The following is a 19,142-nucleotide window of genomic DNA, read 5'->3' as shown; positions in this document are numbered from 1 at the left end:
TAGCGCTCTTCCCCCGATAGGTGAGCATCATTAAAAAAAAGAAATTCAATACGCATAAAGCCTGCCAAACATAACTAAGCGGTCAACTGCCGAATCTAGAATCAAGTAGCCAATCGTTGAAATACCCAGCGTATGCCGCGCCATAATTTGGGCAGCAGCCAGATCGCAAACAGGAAAAACAGGATCAGGAATGCGAACAATAACCAGGGATGGAAAAACGCCGCCCATAAGCCGCCTAGCACCGTTGCGTCTTCGGAAAATGATGCGGTCCAGTTGCTCAGCGGCTCCGGCGAGGTGTTGATCATGGCCCGGCTGCCGGCCTTGGTGGCATGCGCGCCCAAGGCAAAGGTGCCGCCGACCAGCGCCGCTACCGTGGTCCAGGCCGGATCCATGTGGCCCATCGCGGCTACGGCCAGGATAGCGCCCGCCGGAATCCGAATAAAGGTGTGAATGGCATCCCACACCGAATCCAGGCCGGGAATCTTATCCACCAGGAATTCGATGGCGGTCAGCAATCCGGTCACACCGATGACCCACGGCGACTCCAATATCTGCAAGGCCTGCGGCAAATCGATCCAGCCGGCACGGCCAAACCAGCCAGCGATGAAGAGCGCCATGTACAGGCGAATGCCGCTGGCCCAGGACAAACCGCCTGCGAGGGCGGCACTGGAAAGTGTATCAATCATGATGTCCCCTTCTCTCCGGATTCGATCTGATGTTGAGACTTGATTTGGGTCTCGATTTGAATCTTGGCACTAGCGTAACGTAAACCACCATCAGCCGCGCAAGATTAGCCATCCTGCCAGTAAAATCAGTGCCGTGCTAAAGCTTAAGCGCAACTTGCGCTCAGGCAGGTGATGCGCCAGCGCGACACCTGTGGAGACGCTGAAGATGCCGCCGATAGCCAGCGGAATACCGATATGCCAGTCGACATGACCGGCATAGGCAAAGGTGCCGAGGGCAATCACCGCCCCCGGCGAGACCAGAGCCAGCGCCATGCCCTGTGCGGCGGTTTGGGTCATGCCGAAGAACGCCACCAGGGCCGGTGGTGCGACTACCCCGCCACCGACCCCGAAAAATCCGGAAATGGCGCCGCCGATGACGCCCACCACCGGCAGGTAGCGTGGCCCAGCAACGGCGGGCCGGTCCGTAACGGCTTCTTGCGGGCGGCGTTCCAGAACAGATACAGTCCCAACACCCCCATGAAAACCGCGAAGGCGAAGTGCAATCTGGCCGAGCTGATGACAGTCGCGTACCAGGCTGCGGCATAGGTCACCAGTATGGCCGAGCCACCCAGCACCGCAGCGGAGCGCAACTCCAGGCCGTTGCGCTGGCGGTAGCGCCAGAAACCGAGCATCACATTGGGCGCCACCATGACCAGCGCTGTGCCTTGCGCCAGTTGCTGGTCCATGCCGTACAAGAGGCCCAGCACCGGGATCGCGATCAGCCCACCGCCAATGCCAAACAAGCCGCCGACACCGCCCAGCACCCCACCGAGAAGCAGGTTGCCGCAAAATAGCAATAGTCCGTCAAGCATGGGATTCCGGTGATTGGCGATGGCATTTCCAGTGAACGGAAAGGCCCGGGATGGAGAAAGGAAGACAGACGCCGCCAGGTAGTGACGGCGCCAAGGGAATTACTTGGAATCGACCAGTTGCGCGACACGGACATCGCCGCATTGCGCGCGGTTACGCAACGCATGGTCCATCAAGACCAGCGCCAGCATCGCTTCGGCAATCGGCGTAGCGCGAATGCCGACGCAAGGATCGTGGCGGCCGAAGGTCTCAACGGTGGCCGGATTGCCCTGCTTGTCGATCGACTGGCGTGGCGTACGGATGCTGGAAGTCGGCTTGATGGCGATCGAGACGGTGATGTCCTGACCGCTCGAAATGCCGCCCAGGATGCCGCCGGCGTTGTTGGTCAGAAAACCGTGGCGGGTGATTTCGTCGCCATGCTGCGACCCCTTTTGCGCCACCGAGGCAAAGCCTGCGCCGATTTCCACGCCCTTGACGGCGTTGATGCCCATCATCGCGTAACCGATCTCGGCATCGAGCTTGTCGTACAGCGGTTCGCCCAAGCCGACCGGAACGTTGGAGGCCACCACATCGATGCGTGCACCGCAGGAATCGCCATCCTTGCGCAACGCATCCATATACGCTTCAAGTTCGGCGATCTGACTGATATTGGCGGCAAAAAACGGGTTGTTGGGTACGTGCTCCCAGGATTCAAACGTGATCGGCAATTCGCCCAACTGGCTCATGCAGCCCTTGAACGTGGTGCCGTATTGCTGCAGCAGCCATTTCTTGGCGATTGCCGCGGCACCAACAATCGGCGCCGTCAGCCGCGCCGACGAACGGCCGCCGCCGCGTGGATCGCGGATGCCGTATTTTTGCCAGTAGGTGTAGTCGGCATGGCCGGGACGGAAGGTCTCGATGATATTGCCGTAGTCCTTGCTGCGCTGGTCCTGGTTGCGGATCAGCAGCGCAATCGGCGTGCCGGTGGTCTTGCCTTCGTAGACGCCGGACAGTATCTCGACGGTATCCGGCTCCTGGCGCTGGGTCACATGGCGCGAAGTGCCGGGCTTGCGGCGGTCCAGGTCCGGCTGGATATCGGCTTCCGACAATTCCATTCCCGGCGGACAGCCATCGATCACGCAGCCGATGGCCGGGCCGTGAGATTCGCCGAAATTGGTGACGCTAAACAGACTGCCGAAAGTATTGCCGGGCATGATGATCCAGATAAAGAGGCTGAAAAGAATGATTTTACCAGCGCGGCCCCCAAGGAGCTACCTGGACGGCAAAATTATTGCCTTTCAGACATCCATCACACCGTTCAACCATGACGAATCCATTCTCATCGGCAACCATGCCTATCTGCATCCCGGCATTAGCGCGGTGGTCGATGTTAGAGGACTAACCTCAAGACAGGCGGGCCAGCCGGGTGGCAAGCAAATCGAAAAAACCCTGTGCATCCCCTTCGGTGATCCAGCGCGCGTTGGCCGGGCGCTGAGTGACGTGGTAGTAGTCAACCACGGTCTGGCCGAAGGTCGGCCCTTCGCGCGTATCGACCTCGACATTGACCATGCGCCCCTTGAACATCTCCGGCCGCAACAGATAGCCGATGGTGGTCGCATCGTGCACCGGGCCGCCCGGCAGGCCGTATTGCTTGATATCGTGCTCGACATAGGCATCGAGGATGTCGGCGGCGATCTTGCCGGCCTGGTTGCCGATCTTACGTAAGTGCGCGATGCGCTCGGGGCTGGTCAGCATCTTGTGGGTGACGTCCAGCGGGATCACCGTGATCGGCAATCCACTCTTGAATACGACATCGCTGGCATGCGGATCGGCGAACACGTTGAACTCCGCCACCGGCGTAATATTGCCGCCGTTGAAATGGGCGCCGCCCATCATGACTACTTCACGGATGCCCTGGCCGATTTGCGGATTCTGGATCAGCGCCAAGGCCAGGTTGGTTTGCGGGCCCAGCGTCACGATCGTCATGCTTTTCGGCTTGGCGCTTGCCAGCGTATCGATCAGGTATTGCACTGCATTGCCCTCGGCCAGCGGCTGCTTCGGTTCGAACACCTTGACCCCGGTCACGCCTTCGGCGCCATGCACTTCGGCAGCATAGATCGGCGTGCGCAACATTGGCCGCGCGCTGCCAGCATAGACCGGCACGTCAGGCCGATTGGCCCACTCGCGCACCATGCGCGCATTGCGCGAGGTGTAACTCAACTGGACATTGCCGGCCACTGTAGTCAGCGCCCGCACGTCGAGCTGATCGCGCGCCGACAAGGCTAGCAACAAGGCGATCACATCATCGGCGCCAGGATCGGTATCGATGATCAACGGCAGCGGTGCGGCGTCTGCCGCCAGCGCCGAACCCATCGGCATCGCGCTCAACAGCAGGCTGCCGCCAAGCAGCTTGCCACTCTGGGTAAGAAAATTGCGCCGGGCCATAACGGCGTCCTCCGTAGTCTTGTTCTTCATCGTCGATTCTTTCGCAATGTGTTTTGGAAAAAACGACAGTTTACTGCCAAGCGCCGCGCAAGGCCTGCACTTGCTGTTGCAAATACTCAGGCGTGGCTTGCGCCGGCGCCACCGGTTCGCCCACCGCCAGTTGCAGCGCCGACAACGGACCGCGCTTGAAAGAACGATGGAAAGGATTGCCGGCGCTGCGGGTCCACATGCTGCCCCACAGGCCGCTCAGCGCCATAGGAATGACCGGCACCGGAGTGCGGTCAACTATCTTCTTGATGCCACCGCGGAATTCATTCATTTCGCCGGTGCTGGTCAGCTTGCCCTCTGGGAAAATGCAGACCAGGTCGCCATCCGCCAACGCTGCCGCGATCTGGTCGAAAGCGCGCTCCATCAGCTGCGGGTTTTCCTTGGCCGGCGCAATCGGGATCGCCTTGGCGGTCTTGAAAACCCAGGCCAACACCGGAATCTTGAAAATGCGGTGATCCATCACGAAACGGATCGGGCGCGGGCTGGCTGCCATGATGACGATGGCGTCGACATAACTGACGTGGTTACAAACCAGCACCGCGGCGCCTTCGTCGGGAATCAGGTCGCGGTTGATGGTCTTCACCCGATGGATAGTGTGGATCAAGATCCAGGCGATGAAACGCACCAGGTATTCCGGCACCACCGTGAAAATGTAAATCGCGACAATGGCATTGAGAATTGCCGTAACCAGGAAAATCTGCGGAATCGTAAAACCGGATTGCAGCAGCACCATCGCCACCAAGGCGGCCACCACCATGAACAAGGCATTCATGATATTCATCCCGGCAATCGTGCGTGAGAGGTGCCGACGGTCGCAGCGAGTCTGGATCACGGCGAACAGCGGCACGATGTACAAGCCACCGAACAGGCCGATCATCACGCAGTCGAACAGGATGCGCCAGCTACCATGCTGCTGCACAAAGCCGCCCATGTCGACCGCGGCGGTATTGGTATAACCGAGACTGGCCAGGAACAGATCCAGGCCGAATACCGACAAGCCGATCGCGCCGAACGGCACCAGGCCGATTTCGACCTTATGGCCGGACAGGCGCTCGCACAATAGCGAACCGGCACCAACACCGAGTGAAAATACGGTCAGTAGCAATACGAACACACTATGGTCGCCGTGCAGGTAGTTCTTGGCGTACAACGGGAATTGTGCCAGCACGATGGCGCCGTAGAACCAGAACCAGGAGTTGGCCAGCATCGCCAGGAACACCGGACGGTTCTTGCGCGAGAAACTGAGATTGCGCGCCGTTTCGGTAATCGGATTCCAATTGATCTTCAGTGCAGGCTCCGCCGCCGGTGTCAGCGGTATGCCGCGGCTGAACAACCAGCCGACAATCGCAATCGTCACCGTGCCGCCGGCCACCAGCTCAATGCCCCACGGCTTGTGGACCACCAGCACCGCACCCAACACTTCGCCCAGCAGGATACCGACGAAGGTTCCCATTTCGATAATGCCATTGCCGCCAACCAGTTCATCCTGGCGCAACTGCTGCGGCAGGTATGCATACTTGACCGGCCCGAAGATCGTCGAATGCACGCCCATGCCGACAATTGCGAGAATCAGCAGCCACAAGGTATGCGTCATCCAGCCGACCGCGGCAATCGACATGATGACGATTTCCAGCACCTTGACGTAACGCGCCAGACGCGATTTCTCGAACTTGTCGGCCAGTTGGCCAGCGGTCGCCGAAAACACCACGAACGGCAGGATGAACAAACCGGGAATCAGGTTGTTCAGCAAGCTGACGTTCATGCTGGTCCAGCTCAGCGCTTCGTAAGTCAGGATCGTCAGCAACGCAGTTTTGAACACGTTGTCGTTGAATGCACCGAAAAACTGAGTCCAGAAGAATGGTGCAAAGCGTCGCTGTCGAAGTAGGGAAAATTGACTGGATTTGGACATGGATTAGGCAAATGGGAAAGGATTGCGCGCTATGGGGGGTAATTGGCAGCGACGAATTAATTTCTTTTTTGATATTTTTATTTTTCTGTAACTTACACAAAAAAACCGCTTGCGGCATCATCCTGCCACAAACGGTTTTCCAAGCCTTCAGGAACGTCCTACTCTTCTGTGGTCGACGGCCAGTCGCGAATATAGGCTTTCAGCATCTTGTTCTCAAAACCCTGCGCATCCAGCACGGCTTTTGCCACGTCATAAAACGACATCACACCGAGCAGCGTGCGCGCGTCCATGATCGGCACATAGCGCGCGTGGCGCTCCAGCATGATGCGGCGTACTTCGTTGACTTCGGTGTCGGGGGTGACGGTAATCGGGCTGTCATCCATGTGCTTGCGCACGGTATTACTGCCGACCGCGCCGCCATTCTGATGGATCGCCACCAGCACTTCGCGGAAAGTCAGCATGCCCACCAGCGAACCGAATTCCATCACCACCAGCGATCCGATATCTTTCTCCGCCATCGTATTGACGGCATCGATCAACGGCGTATCGGGTGTCACCGTGTAAAGGATATTGCCTTTGACTTTGAGGATTTCGGAAACTTTCATGGGGTCATCCTGCCTTTGCTTGGGTTATGCTTGGGTTATGCTTATGTACTGGAATGTAGCCTAAGCGAGACCAAAAATCTACCGCGCAGCGCAGCATCACTAGAGTGATTTCTCATATTTTATAAAAATTGATGGAGACCCAAGCGCCATGAGCAGCCCTCACTACCCCGGCTTCGACACCCTGTCGCTACATGCCGGCAGCGCCCCAGATCCGGCCACCGGCGCACGCGCCACGCCGATTTACCTGACTTCGGCGTTTGTATTCAAGGATTCCGACCACGCCGCGTCGCTATTCAACATGGAGCGCGCCGGCCACGTCTATTCGCGCATTTCCAATCCGACCAACTCCGTGCTGGAAGAACGTATCGCGGCGCTGGAAGGCGGCGTTGCCGGGATCGCCGTCGCCAGCGGACAAGCTGCCATGCATCTTGGACTGGCCACCATCGCCGGCGCCGGTTCACATATCGTGGCCTCGCGCGCACTGTATGGCGGTTCACACAACCTGCTCTCCTACACCTTGAAACGCTTCGGCATCGAAACCACCTTCGTCGATCCGAGCGACCTGGATGCCTGGCGCGCCGCGATCCGGCCGAATACCAAGGTACTGTTCGGCGAAACGCTCGGCAATCCGGGACTGGACGTGCTGGATATTCCGCGTATCGCGGCATTGGCGCATGAACACTATCTGCCGTTGATGGTGGATTCGACGTTTACCACGCCTTATCTGCTGCGCCCGTTCGATCACGGCGCCGACCTGGTATTCCACTCCGCCACCAAGTTCCTGTGCGGACACGGCACAGCGGTCGGCGGACTGCTGGTGGACGGCGGCACTTTCGATTGGCAGCAGGCCTACGACAAGAGCGGCCGCTTCGCCGAACTGTGCGAGCCGTATGAAGGTTTCCATGGCATGGTGTTTTCGGAAGAATCGACCGTTGCGCCGTTTTCCCTGCGTGCGCGGCGCGAGGGATTGCGTGACTTCGGTGCGGTGATGAGCCCGCACAATGCATTCGCCATCCTGCAGGGCGTCGAGACGCTCGGCCTACGCATGGAAAAGCATGTCGCCAACACTCGCAAGGTTGTCGAATTCCTGGCGGCGCATGCGGCGGTCGAATCGGTCGCCTATCCTGAATTGCCTTCACACCCCGGTTACGCACTGAGTAAAACGCTACTTCCCAAGGGCTGCGGTGCTGTATTTTCATTCAACCTGAAGGGCGACCGCGCTGCCGGACGACGCATGGTCGAATCGCTCAAGATATTCTCCCACCTGGCCAATGTCGGCGATGCCAAATCGCTGGTGATCCATCCGGCTTCGACCACCCATTTCCGGGTTCCAAGCGAACAATTGGCTGCCGCCGGCATTAGCGAAGGAACGCTGCGCCTATCGATCGGACTGGAAAACGTCGACGATCTGATCGAAGACCTGTCGTATGGTTTAAAGATGTCGCAGCGCACTGAACACGCTGGCCGCAAGGAGAAATGAGATGCTATTGAAAACACATTTCCGCGGCGGCGATTACAACACCTATTGCTATACCGGCGGCAAACCATTCAATCCGGCCTTGCCGACCGCGGTGTTCCTCCACGGCGGCCAGAACGACCACTCGGTCTGGATCCTGCAGACCCGCTACTTCGCCCACCACGGCTTCGGCGTACTGGCAGTCGATCTGCCGGGACACGGCCGTAGCCAAGGGCCGGCGCTGGCGTCGATTGAAGACATGGCGGACTGGCTGTCGGCATTGCTGGACGCCGCCGGCGTCGGCACTGCCATCCTGATCGGGCATAGCATGGGTTCGCTGATCGCCCTGGAAAGCGCAGGTCGCAGCGGTGCCGCGGCGCGCATCGCCGGCATTGCGCTGGTTGGCACCGCCTACCCGATGAAAGTTGCCGATGCGCTGCTGGATGCCGCCAATAATGACCAGCAAACTGCCATCGACATGGTCAACATCTGGTCGCATTCGACCATCTCGCCGAAACCGTCGGCGCCCGGCCCCGGCTTTTACGTGCAGGGTGCCAGCCAGCGCCTGATGCAACGCATTGCGCAGCAGTCGGAACAAAAGCCGACCGTGTTCCATACCGATTTTGCCGCATGCAACGCCTATGCCAATGGCGAGCAGTCAGCGCGCACGGTGACTTGCCCGACCCTGTTCCTGCTCGGCCAACGCGATGTGATGACGCCGGCCAAAGCGGCAGCCGGGCTGATCGCCGCCATCAAGCAAGCCAAGGTGGTGCAGATTGCCGCCAGCGGCCATGCGTTGATGGCGGAACAGCCGGATGCGGTGCTTGACCAATTGTTCCAGTTCGCCACTGCCGCCGCGATCAGCGCACTGCAATCGGCACCATCGGTTGCACCTGTGGCCGTGGGAGACTAAGCTTAAAGAACAGCAGCAATCAGCTACAACGCGCAACAACCAGGAGACGCCATGCCTACCGTGCTTGAAAAGAAATACGAGACATTCGCCGAGTTTTACCCGAACTATCTCAGTCAGCACAGCAATCGCACCTGCCGCCAGTTGCATTTTGTCGGCTCGACGCTGGTGCTGCTGGCATTGGTCGCGCTGATGGTGACCGGCGCCCTGTATTGGCTGCTGGTGGCGCTGTTTTGCGGCTACGGCTTTGCCTGGATCGGCCATTTCGTGTTCGAAAAGAATCGCCCGGCCACGTTCAAGCAGCCGCTCTATTCCTTCCTCGGCGACTGGGTCATGTATTGGCAAATGCTGACCGGCCAGGTTTCTTTTTAATTAGCTTTGTATTAATAACTTGCAGTAATGTGAACCGTTTGTCCCGTAAAATAGCGATATCTTTATATTTAGACATCACTTCAGCGATCGGCCGAATCCCGAGCGGCCAATCCTGATATGCGAACAGGGGAGTTACATGGAAACAGCCAAAGCAGGCATTACGCCGGGAGTGGAGCAGCAAAACCAGGTGGCAGAGCCGCCTACGCCGCCGTCGGCGCCGACAGTGTTCGCGATGAACTACTCACGGCCAACCTATAACAGCACAGTGCAAATCAGTTATTTCTGGAGCCTGCGTTCCATGTACGGAGCGCTGCTCAAAGTCCCCATGTCGTGAGCGTCACTGGCGAACCGGCAAGTTGCTGCCGTGCGTAAAATACGACGCCAGCGTCTGTTCCAGACCCTGCTCGATTGCCACTTCGACCTGTTGCGCCAATTCTGTTTCCGCCACCTTGCCGGCCACCAGATTGCAGACGAACAGACGATAGATCTCGGCCAGCTTCAACGCATCCGGATTGACCAGCAGAATCCAGCCGTCAACACTGACCCGCACTTTGCGTCCCCATTGGCTGCGCATCGGCATCTCGGTCTGCACACATCCAACCCAGCCGACCTCCTGCATCTGCTGCAACAAACTCTCCGACTCATCGAAACCCAGCCGGGTCGCCTGTCGGATTTGCGCCGCATCGACCGCAGCCGAGTCGCTGCCGGTCCTTGCCTGGTATAACACCCGCAACACGGACATGGCATCGACGAAGGCACTGCCCGGCGTTGGCACATGCCACCAGCGCTCATATTTCACTACCGGCAACGCCGCCACCAGCAACGCGCCAAACAGCGTGATCATCCACAACATGTAGATCCACAACAGGAAAATCGGCAGGGCCGCCAGTGCGCCATAGACCATCGTGTAAGTCGGGAACTTGATGACATACGCGGCGAAGACCCGCTTGGCGATCTCGAACGCGATACCGGCCAACAAGCCGCCCCACACTGCATCGCGCCAGTTGACCCGCTGATTCGGCACCGCCACGTACAGCAACGTGAAAGCGCCCGTGGTCAACGACACCGACACCAACGTATAAAACCAGGCGCCGATCCAACTGACGACCAGCCCGTTGGCGGCGGCCGACAGTGAAGAAGTGACAGTGATTGAAATACCGATCAGCAATGGCCCCAGCGTGATGATCGCCCAATACACCAATACCCGCTGGATCCAGGGCCGTTGGGTCTTGACGCGCCAAATGCGATTGAACACATGGTCGACTGTCGACATGGTCAGTACCGATGTCACGATCAGCGCCACACCGCCAACCGCCGACAGGCGCGCCGATTTGGTCGCAAACTGATTGAGATAGTTGAGGATGGTGTCGGCCACGCCCTTGGGCATCAGGTTATGCACGAAATACGCTTCCAGCGAAGCGCGGAAGGTGCTGAACAGGGGGAAGACCGTAAAGATCGCCAAGGCGATGGTCAGCATTGGCACCAGCGCCAGGATCGTGGTGAAAGTCAGGCTGCCAGCCACTTGCGGCAGGCGTTCCTCGTCCAGGCGGCGCGCCGCAAAACGAAACAGATCGCGTAATTGTGACAAGGACAGGCCGCGTAATCCGGAAAATTTTATCAACTTCATGCTTTACCTAATTTTGCTGGCCGACGCAGTCGCGCAAACGCACGTTTTGCCTCATGGGCCGACACTAAAGCGCCCTATAATACCAACTATGAACTCATCCAACATTATCGTTAATACACCGATTCTGGTTTTGTATTACTCGCGCCATGGCTCAACCCGCAAGCTGGCCGAGCTGATCGGCCAGGGCATCGACTCGGTGACAGGCTGCGAAGCTCGGCTGCGCACGGTGCCGGCCGTATCGACCGTTGTCGAAGCCAGCGCTCCTGACATCCCGCTGGAAGGTGCGCCCTATGTCGAACTGGCGGACCTGGTGCAATGCGCCGGCCTGGCGCTGGGATCGCCGACCCGCTTCGGCAATATGGCCGCCGCCATGAAATATTTCTGGGATGGCACCAGCACCGACTGGCTGGCTGGCACCTTGGCCGGTAAGCCGGCCTGCGTGTTCACCTCCACCGGCAGCCTGCACGGTGGCCAGGAATCGACGCTGATGTCGATGATGACGCCGCTCTTGCACCATGGCATGCTGGTGATGGGCCTGCCCTACACCTTGCCTGAGCTGATGACCACCTCCAGCGGCGGCACGCCCTATGGCGCCAGCCACTGGTCGGGCATGAACGGCAACCAGCCGATTTCCGCCGAAAGCCGCACCTTGGCCATCGCCCAGGGACGCCGCCTGGCCGAAACTGCACTAAAATTGAATGCACCGCTCAACACAGGACAACGGGGGCATAATGACCACCAAACTGAAACCGAGCACGCCGACCCACCCGCTGCCGCACGCAGCCCGCCAGCCGCGCTTCTTCTACTTCGGCGCGGTCGGCAGCCTGCTGGCCCTGATCGCGCTGGGCCTGGCATGGGAACTGCTGCTAGCGCCGCTGCGCCCGGGCGGCTCCTGGATGGTGCTGAAAGTCCTGCCGCTGCTACTGCCGTTACGCGGCGTCATGAAGCGCGATGTCTACACGATGCAATGGGCTTCGATGCTGATCCTGCTCTACCTCGCAGAAGGCATAGTCCGCGCTACCAGCGACAGTAACATCATGTCCGCCCGCCTGGGCTGGCTCGAAGTGGCCCTCAGCTGTATCTTCTTTCTATGCACCATCCTGTATTTGCGGCCTTATAAAAAAGCCGCCAAGGAAGTTGCGCAAGAGGCAATCAAGAAGGCGTCGCAATAGTTAAAAGCTGTTGATTGGTTTGATGGTGTCGTCGCATTTGGGGCGGGTACTCCGTGGTCCGTTAAATGGGGTCAGAGTAATTTTCGCAAGAGGCCGCGAAAAAAAACTCTGACCCCATTTAACTGCCCGGGGTTGGTTTTGATGTTGTTGGTTTTGATGTTGCTTTTGAATTGGCTTTTGACGTTGCCGTTGCTTTTGACTTTTCGCATGCTGACGTTGCCAAATGAGTCGGGTGACAGTCGGGAATGATGGGACACATGTTTGAGCGCAGCGAGTTTGTGCCCCATCCGACTGGCGCGCGGCTCATTTGGGGACCCGCCGAAGGCGGGCAACGGCTGTGCGATCGCCTTCTTTTGGTTACTTTTTTTGCGCCCGGCTAGGGGGCGAAGCAAGAAAAGTGACTAGCTGCCGGGCTACCCCCGGCAAGCACCCACGGAGTAGTGACAGTATTGAGTAACGATGAGCGCCAGTTGTAGATGCACCATCGCACTCACTCCGTGGCCCGCTAAACGGGGTCAGAGTAATTTTCGCAAAAACCCGCGAAAAAAAACTCTGACCCCGTTTAACTCCGATACCGAAAATTACGACATGAAAAATATTGGATTCCTGGATGCCTGCCGCAACGCCATCGGCACCGCCCACGTCCTCACCGACGACACCGACAAAGCCGCCTACCTGACCGACCAGCGCCAACGCTACACCGGCCAAGCACTCGCCATAGTCAAACCAGCCGACACCGCCGAAGTCGCCGCCATCGTCAAACTCTGCAACACATTCCATATCCCCATCGTCCCCCAAGGCGGCAACACCGGCTTGGTGCTCGGTAGCGTGCCCGACCAAAGCGGCCAGGCCATCGTACTGTCGCTCAAACGCCTGAACCGAATTCGCGCCGTCGACGCACTCAACCACACCATCACCGTCGAAGCCGGCTGCATCCTGCAACACGCCCAGGAAGCCGCCGCCGCCGAACAACGCCTGCTGCCGCTTTCGCTGGCCGCTGAAGGCAGTTGCACCATCGGCGGCAACCTGTCAACCAATGCTGGCGGCACGGCGGTGCTACGCTACGGCAATACCCGCGAACTCTGCCTCGGGCTGGAAGTGGTCACCGCGCAAGGCGACATCCTGCACGGCCTGCGCGGACTGCGCAAGGACAACACTGGATACGACCTGCGCGACCTGTTCATCGGCGCGGAAGGAACGCTCGGCATCATCACCGCCGCCGTGCTGAAGATATTTCCGCGACCGCAAGTCCAGCTGACCGCACTGGCGGCAGTGCAAACTCCAGCCGACGCGCTACGCCTGCTCAGCCTGGCGCAACAACGCTGCGGCGCCACCCTGACCGGCTTCGAGCTGATGTCCGACTTGTGCCTGCAACTGGTCGCCAAGCACTTCCCGCAATTGCCCTTCCCTTTCCCAGAACGCCACCCGCAATACGTTTTAATGGAACTGTCTGATAGCGAACTTGCACCCCATGCAAGTACGCTACTAGAAGCGGTAATCGGCGAAGCACTGGAGCAAGGAGTCTGCCAGGACGCCGTATTAGCCACTTCTACAGCGCAATCGCGCGCACTATGGCAACTGCGCGAAAGCATCTCCTCGGCCCAAGCCAAGGAAGGCAAGAATATCAAGCATGACGTATCTCTGCCGATTTCGCGCATCGCCGAATTCATCGCTGTCACTGACGCCTTGCTACAACAGCATTTCCCGGGCTGCCGCAACGTCACGTTCGGCCACCTGGGCGATGGCAACCTGCATTACAACGTGTCGCCCCCGCTCGGCGTCGGCGAAGAGCAATTCATCGCCCGCCAGGCAGAGATCAACCGCGTGGTGCACGACAGCGTCGACAGCATGGGCGGCTCTATCTCGGCCGAACACGGGTTGGGCGCCCTCAAGCGCGAAGAAATCCTGCGTTACAAATCACCGGTTGAGATGGCGCTGATGAGAACCATCAAGCAGGCGCTAGATCCCTTGAATCTGATGAATCCTGGCAAGGTCATCTAGGGCTTTGCAAGTTGTCAATGTTGCCGTCTTACAATCTGTTACACCAACCTTGTATGCGCACCTCGCAGACAAGGCGTTAATCTCGGGTGTAAGCAAAAAATTGCATAAGGCGGAACATGATGTCGACCATGAAAAACCGTTGTTTTCTTTCGATCGCGCTGCTTCTGTCATGCGGCGCGGCGCTTGATGCCAACGCACAGAGCGCGCCGGCGCCACTGAATGATTCGGAAAAAGCGCTGCATGTGCTGAACCGGCTGGCCTATGGACCGCGTCCGGGCGATGTCGAGGCAGTCCGACAGCTCGGCGTCAAACGCTATATTGAGCAGCAATTGAATCCGGACAAGCTGCCGCTCCCCAACGATCTCAGCGACAAATTATCAGCCCTGCCGACCTACCAGCTCAGCGCCACCCAGCTATACCAGCAATACGGCCCGCCCTCCTTCCCGCCAAACAACGCCACTCCAGACGAAAAGAATACGGCACGACAGCGTGCGAACAAGGACATCACGCCGCAAGTGCATTTTTCCCGCCTGTGGCTGGCAACGGAAAGTCCGCGGCAATTGCAGGAAGTCATGACCGAATTCTGGTTCAATCACTTCAACGTATTCGAAGGCAAGGAATGGGTACGTTACTGGGACGGCGAATATGAAAAGGATGTACTGCGCCCCAACGCGCTTGGCAATTTCCGCCAACTGCTGGGCGCCGTCGCCCATCATCCGGCGATGCTGTACTACCTCGACAACTGGCTCAGCAGCGGCGTCAACACGCCGGAAGCCAAAGGCCGCTTCAAGGGACTCAACGAAAATTACGGGCGCGAGTTGCTGGAACTGCATACGATGGGCGTTGATAGCGGCTACACCCAGGCCGACGTGATCTCCCTGGCGCGGATCCTGAGCGGCTGGACCATCAATGAAAAAGGCATGAAGGAGGGCCAGCCGGCTTACATCTTCAACCCACGCCGCCATGATTTCGGCGACAAGGTATTTCTCGGCCAGACCATCAAGGGCAGTGGCGAGCAGGAAGGCGAGCAAGCGCTCGACATTCTGGCACGACACCCCGCCACCGCACATTTCATCGCCACCAAGTTGGTCCAGTATTTCGTCTCCGACAAACCGCAACCGGCGCTGACCGAAAAGCTCTCACGCCGCTTCCTAAGCAGCAACGGCGACATCAAAGCGGTACTGCATACCCTGTTCGAGAGCCCGGAATTCTGGTCGCGCAGCAATTACCAGACGCAATTCAAGACACCGTATCAATATGTGGTGTCGTCGCTGCGCGCGACAGCGACGCCGGTGCTCAACGTCAAACCGATTGACGGCGTACTGAACCAACTGGGGCAACCGCTGTATGGCTGGCTGACGCCGGAAGGTTATAAATTTTCCGAAGAAGCGTGGCTCAATCCGGACGCGCTGCTGCGCCGGATCAATTTCGTCAACGGCCTGAGCAATGGCAAATCGCCGATCGCGCGCGCTGAAACGCCCCCCCGGCGCCGGGATCGGCACCAGCCACTCCGCCGCCGAACACCGCCGTAGTGGTCGATCCGCAGCAACTGATACAAACCTTGTCGCCGGCGCTGGAACCGCACAGCCTGAGCGCCATTGCCGCCGCGCCACAGAATCTGCAAGTCGGGCTCATACTTGGCGGTCCGGACTTCATGAAGAGATAGTGATACTGATACCGTTAGGAGTGATGCAATGAAACGTCGCGATTTCATCCGCCACCTGGGCCTCGGCGCCAGCGGCGCGATCCTGATTCCAGTCGGCCTGTCCGGCTGCGTAGTGGCGCCACCCGTCAAGCAACAGGCGAAAGTCAAGGCGCCAGCGGCTCCCACCATTGTTAGCGGCGCCGACAGCCCGCTGTCCTACGGCAATCCATTGCAACGCCCGCATGCAAGCGGCGACGGCACGCCACGCATGATCGTGGTATTCCTGCGTGGCGCAGTTGACGGCTTGAACGTCGTCGTCCCGCATGGCGATCACAATTACTACAAGGCTCGTCCGACGATTGCCGTGGCCAAGCCAGGCATGCAGAACGGCGCCATCGACCTGACTGGTTATTTCGGCCTGCATCCGGCGCTGCAACCCTTGCAGCCGTTTTGGGATGATGGCCGATTGGCGTTCGTGCACGCATCCGGCTCACCCGACATGTCGCGTTCGCATTTCGAAGCACAGGATTACATGGAAACCGGCACGCCGGGAGAGCACAACACCCGCGATGGCTGGATGAACCGCATGCTGGGCGTGATGCCTCCGTCGCAGTCGCCGATGGAAGCGCTGACTCTGGGCGAAGCGGTACCACGCATTTTGACCGGCAAGGCAGTGGTCGCCAACATGCCGACCGGACGCGACGCAACCCGGCCAACGCTGATCGACAAACCGGAAATCAGCCAGGCTTACGCCGCGCTCTACGCGCAAGATGCCGCACTGGGAAAAAGCTACCGCGACGGCATTGCGGCGCGCAAAGAATTGCTGGCCGATGCCAGCAGCTCTGAACAAAAAATGGCCAATAATGGCGCGCCGCTGCCGAACGGTTTATCCATCGATACTGCACGCCTTGGGCGCCTGATGCGCAGCAATCCAGATATCCGGCTCGGCTTCGTCGCCGTCGGCGGCTGGGATACTCACGCCAACCAAGGCAACGGGACCGGCCAACTGGCGGGCCGCCTGCGGCCGCTGGCCGATGGCTTGGCCACGCTGGTGCGTGAACTGGGGCCAGCCTTCAACGATACCGTGATCGTCGTGATGTCAGAGTTTGGCCGCACCTTCCGTGAAAACGGCAATGGTGGCACCGATCACGGCCACGGCAACGCCATGTGGCTGCTCGGTGGGAATGTCCGCGGCCGCAGCATCTACGGCCAATGGCCCGGCATTGACGACAAGTCGTTGAATGAAAACCGCGACCTGGCGGTCACTACCGACTTCCGTTCGGTGCTGGCGACATTGGCGGAAAAGCACATGCGGATCGGCGATCCGGCGATGCAAAAATTATTTCCGCAATATGGCGCCGGCAACCAGCGTGGCTTGAATTTGCTGGTGTAGAAAATTGCTGCGTTACTCCGTTTCTCCTAACGCACCAGCGCCTTGATCTCGGCCAACTGACGTCGCGAAATCGGCAGCCGGTGGTCGGTGTCGCGCAGGATCACCTGCCAGATTTCCTGCTGCTTGTCGCCATCGCCATCGCTGTCCGATATCTGTGTCACACGTTCGACACCGGTAATGGCATTGCGCGCCACCAATGCATTGCGATGGACGCGGACAAAATGCCGGGTCAACTCCTCTTCGATTGAAACCAGCGAATCTTCGATCAGATACTCTTTGTGTTTGGTGCGCAGCGTAACGTACTTCAACTCCGCCTTCAGGTACAGCACCTCCCCCATTGGCACCAACGACATGCGGCCGCGTTCCTGTACCGCGAAATGCTGACGCGGCACAGTGCCGGCAGAATTCGCCACACCCGTCGCGATTGCCGGAGCTGGCTGACGCATGCGGCTGGCGCGCGTGATAGCTTGCGCCAACCTATTGGCCCGCACCGGCTTGACCAGGTAATCGAAAGCCTGCACGTCGAATGCATTCAACGCATAGTCATCATAGGCAGTCACAAAAATGATCAACGGCGGCTCGCCGGCATCCGCAGCGCGCTGATTGACCAACTGGTCGGCCAGCTGCAAACCGCTCATGCCGGGCATCTGCACATCCAGCAATACCAGGTCGGGCCTGGTAGCGGCGATCCCTTCCAGCGCTTCCTGCGCATGCGCCGCCTCGCCGACCAGATAGTGCGGGCATTCGGTCACGATATCGGACAGCAGCGTAATCAGCCTGGCGCGTGCCGGCGCTTCATCGTCGACGATAAATATGCGGGGAATCATGGGCATGGAAATGTCATTGCTTTGTTTGATTTCTTATTTAGCTCTACTGCCTGGCCAGGGCGACCTTCACGTAAGGGAAACTGGCGCGCACCTCAAACTGGCCGTGCGTATTGGAGGTGGTCAACTGTCCCTCCACATCGTAAAGCAAGGCCAGCCGCTCGCGAATATTTTCCAGCGCCATCTGATTGCCCTCGGGCAGCGCAGCGACGCCTTTTCCGGCATACGGATTGTAAGGATTCGTGATGGTGATTTCAATCCGCTCCAGCGAATGGGCCAACTGAATCCGGATCAGCGCCGGCTCGGTGCTCGGTTCGACGCCATAGTGGACTGCGTTTTCCAGCAAAGGCTGCAGCAGCAAGGTTGGAATCTGCGCACGATAAATTACCTCGTCGCTGATGTCTTCACGCTCCCACTGCACTTTCAGCCGGTCGCCCAGGCGTATTTTCTCTATCGACAAATATTGCCGGCACAGTCGAATTTCCTTTTCCAGCGTGGTCATGGCGCGGCCGTCGCGCATCAGGACCCGGATCAGATCCGCCAGATCTTCCAGCGCCGCCTCGGCCCGCCGCGGCTCGGTGCGGATCAGCGACAGCACCGCGTTCAGGCTGTTGAACAGGAAGTGCGGCCGAATGCGCGCCTGCAGCGCCTGTAGTCGCGCTTCCACCAGCACCGGCGAAAAAGCCTTGGCGCGCAATTCGAAATAGTGTTGCAACACGATCCCGAACAAGGCAGCCAGCATCGCAGCCAGCGGCGTCCCGCCGGCAGCGCTGAGGTGAGTAAAGCCATTGAGAAACCAATCGAACCCGAACAGCAGCCGGATAACAACCACCGTCACCAGCGCCGGCACCAATGCGCACAGTGAACGCTGCACGATCAGCGACATGCGATGACCAATGCGATGCAACCCGCACAGGATCGACAAAGACAGGAAGCAAGCCGGCTCGATCAGCATCGACGATTCCACAAAACTGCTGGCTGCCGCCATCAGGCTGTCGGTGCGCAACAGGATTGCCACCATCACCGCCACATTCACCACAATCAGGGTCCGGAACACAACGCCGAGATTGCAGCAATCCGGAATCACCAACGCAATGGGCTGCTGCGTTGCAGCGCTATCGGCAATCTGATCGGCTGGGTGGGCATGGACATTGGTTGACTGAATGGCAATTATTGGTTGATTTGACGCTTTTATCCGGCTCGACGCTGCCGTAACGCTTC

Annotated in this window: 17 protein-coding genes and 2 pseudogenes; 10 read left to right on the top strand and 9 right to left on the bottom strand. The window is 59.0% G+C overall.

Annotation, left to right across the window (positions count from 1 at the left end):
- Window positions 1-101: 101 nt before the first annotated feature.
- From CAter10_RS07020 to CAter10_RS06995, 6 genes and pseudogenes are all read right to left on the bottom strand, one after another.
- Entirely contained in the window at window positions 102-686 is a 585-nt protein-coding gene (locus CAter10_RS07020; protein WP_061532849.1) for a DUF4126 domain-containing protein, read from the bottom strand.
- Window positions 687-776: 90 nt separating this feature from the next.
- Window positions 777-1,537: pseudogene (locus CAter10_RS07015) on the bottom strand (sulfite exporter TauE/SafE family protein).
- Window positions 1,538-1,636: 99 nt separating this feature from the next.
- On the bottom strand, window positions 1,637-2,728 hold the full coding sequence (aroC, locus tag CAter10_RS07010) for a chorismate synthase (RefSeq protein ID WP_061532848.1): 1,092 nt from the start codon (window positions 2,726-2,728) through the stop codon (window positions 1,637-1,639).
- Between the two features lie 190 nt (window positions 2,729-2,918).
- Window positions 2,919-3,989: a nucleoside hydrolase gene (locus tag CAter10_RS07005; protein WP_082797825.1), complete on the bottom strand. Its 1,071-nt coding sequence runs from the start codon at window positions 3,987-3,989 to the stop codon at window positions 2,919-2,921.
- A gap of 40 nt (window positions 3,990-4,029) precedes the next feature.
- Window positions 4,030-5,916, bottom strand: coding sequence for an MFS transporter (locus tag CAter10_RS07000; protein WP_061532847.1), 1,887 nt, complete (start codon window positions 5,914-5,916; stop codon window positions 4,030-4,032).
- Between the two features lie 158 nt (window positions 5,917-6,074).
- A complete protein-coding gene (locus CAter10_RS06995; protein WP_061532846.1) occupies window positions 6,075-6,521 on the bottom strand; it encodes a CBS domain-containing protein in 447 nt (148 codons plus the stop codon).
- A gap of 148 nt (window positions 6,522-6,669) precedes the next feature.
- On the opposite strand from CAter10_RS06995, the gene CAter10_RS06990 reads away from it, so the two are divergent.
- The 4 genes from CAter10_RS06990 (at window position 6,670) to CAter10_RS06975 (ending at window position 9,593) form a co-directional block, all read left to right on the top strand.
- Window positions 6,670-8,001 carry an O-acetylhomoserine aminocarboxypropyltransferase gene (locus CAter10_RS06990; protein ID WP_061532845.1) on the top strand — a complete coding sequence of 444 codons (1,332 nt, stop codon included), beginning with the start codon at window positions 6,670-6,672 and terminating at the stop codon, window positions 7,999-8,001.
- Window position 8,002: 1 nt separating this feature from the next.
- Window positions 8,003-8,890, top strand: a complete 888-nt coding sequence (locus CAter10_RS06985; RefSeq protein WP_061532844.1) for an alpha/beta fold hydrolase — start codon at window positions 8,003-8,005, stop codon at window positions 8,888-8,890.
- Window positions 8,891-8,941: 51 nt separating this feature from the next.
- Complete coding sequence (locus CAter10_RS06980; RefSeq protein WP_061532843.1) at window positions 8,942-9,259, top strand: Mpo1-like protein; 318 nt, start codon at window positions 8,942-8,944, stop codon at window positions 9,257-9,259.
- Between the two features lie 136 nt (window positions 9,260-9,395).
- On the top strand, window positions 9,396-9,593 hold the full coding sequence (locus tag CAter10_RS06975) for a hypothetical protein (RefSeq protein WP_061532842.1): 198 nt from the start codon (window positions 9,396-9,398) through the stop codon (window positions 9,591-9,593).
- 3 nt (window positions 9,594-9,596) lie between these two features.
- On the opposite strand, the gene CAter10_RS06970 is transcribed toward CAter10_RS06975, so the two are convergent.
- Window positions 9,597-10,886 carry a YihY family inner membrane protein gene (locus tag CAter10_RS06970; RefSeq protein WP_061532841.1) on the bottom strand — a complete coding sequence of 430 codons (1,290 nt, stop codon included), beginning with the start codon at window positions 10,884-10,886 and terminating at the stop codon, window positions 9,597-9,599.
- Between the two features lie 88 nt (window positions 10,887-10,974).
- Between CAter10_RS06970 and wrbA the strand changes: the two are divergent.
- The 6 genes and pseudogenes from wrbA to CAter10_RS06940 form a co-directional block, all read left to right on the top strand.
- Window positions 10,975-11,592, top strand: a pseudogene (gene wrbA, locus CAter10_RS21835) (NAD(P)H:quinone oxidoreductase); the annotation flags it as partial.
- 22 nt (window positions 11,593-11,614) lie between these two features.
- Entirely contained in the window at window positions 11,615-12,058 is a 444-nt protein-coding gene (locus CAter10_RS06960; RefSeq protein ID WP_417924721.1) for a DUF2069 domain-containing protein, read from the top strand.
- 588 nt (window positions 12,059-12,646) lie between these two features.
- A complete protein-coding gene (locus tag CAter10_RS06950) occupies window positions 12,647-14,059 on the top strand; it encodes an FAD-binding oxidoreductase (protein WP_061532838.1) in 1,413 nt (470 codons plus the stop codon).
- Between the two features lie 119 nt (window positions 14,060-14,178).
- On the top strand, window positions 14,179-15,591 hold the full coding sequence (locus tag CAter10_RS06945; RefSeq protein ID WP_236905506.1) for a DUF1800 domain-containing protein: 1,413 nt from the start codon (window positions 14,179-14,181) through the stop codon (window positions 15,589-15,591).
- Window positions 15,591-15,725 carry a hypothetical protein gene (locus CAter10_RS24020; RefSeq protein WP_257722427.1) on the top strand — a complete coding sequence of 45 codons (135 nt, stop codon included), beginning with the start codon at window positions 15,591-15,593 and terminating at the stop codon, window positions 15,723-15,725. The genes CAter10_RS06945 and CAter10_RS24020 overlap by 1 nt, the downstream gene beginning before the upstream one ends.
- Before the next feature lie 28 nt (window positions 15,726-15,753).
- Window positions 15,754-17,097, top strand: coding sequence for a DUF1501 domain-containing protein (locus tag CAter10_RS06940; protein WP_061532837.1), 1,344 nt, complete (start codon window positions 15,754-15,756; stop codon window positions 17,095-17,097).
- Window positions 17,098-17,123: 26 nt separating this feature from the next.
- On the opposite strand, the gene CAter10_RS06935 is transcribed toward CAter10_RS06940, so the two are convergent.
- Window positions 17,124-17,930: a LytR/AlgR family response regulator transcription factor gene (locus CAter10_RS06935; RefSeq protein ID WP_335339736.1), complete on the bottom strand. Its 807-nt coding sequence runs from the start codon at window positions 17,928-17,930 to the stop codon at window positions 17,124-17,126.
- 37 nt (window positions 17,931-17,967) lie between these two features.
- Window positions 17,968-19,008, bottom strand: a complete 1,041-nt coding sequence (locus tag CAter10_RS06930) for a sensor histidine kinase (protein ID WP_236905538.1) — start codon at window positions 19,006-19,008, stop codon at window positions 17,968-17,970.
- Window positions 19,009-19,142 lie beyond the last annotated feature (134 nt).

The organism is Collimonas arenae, from assembly GCF_001584165.1.
Lineage (GTDB): Bacteria > Pseudomonadota > Gammaproteobacteria > Burkholderiales > Burkholderiaceae_D > Collimonas > Collimonas arenae.
The sequence above is the reverse complement of the archived record's forward strand: the minus strand, read 5'-3'. Positions and strand labels throughout refer to the sequence as shown.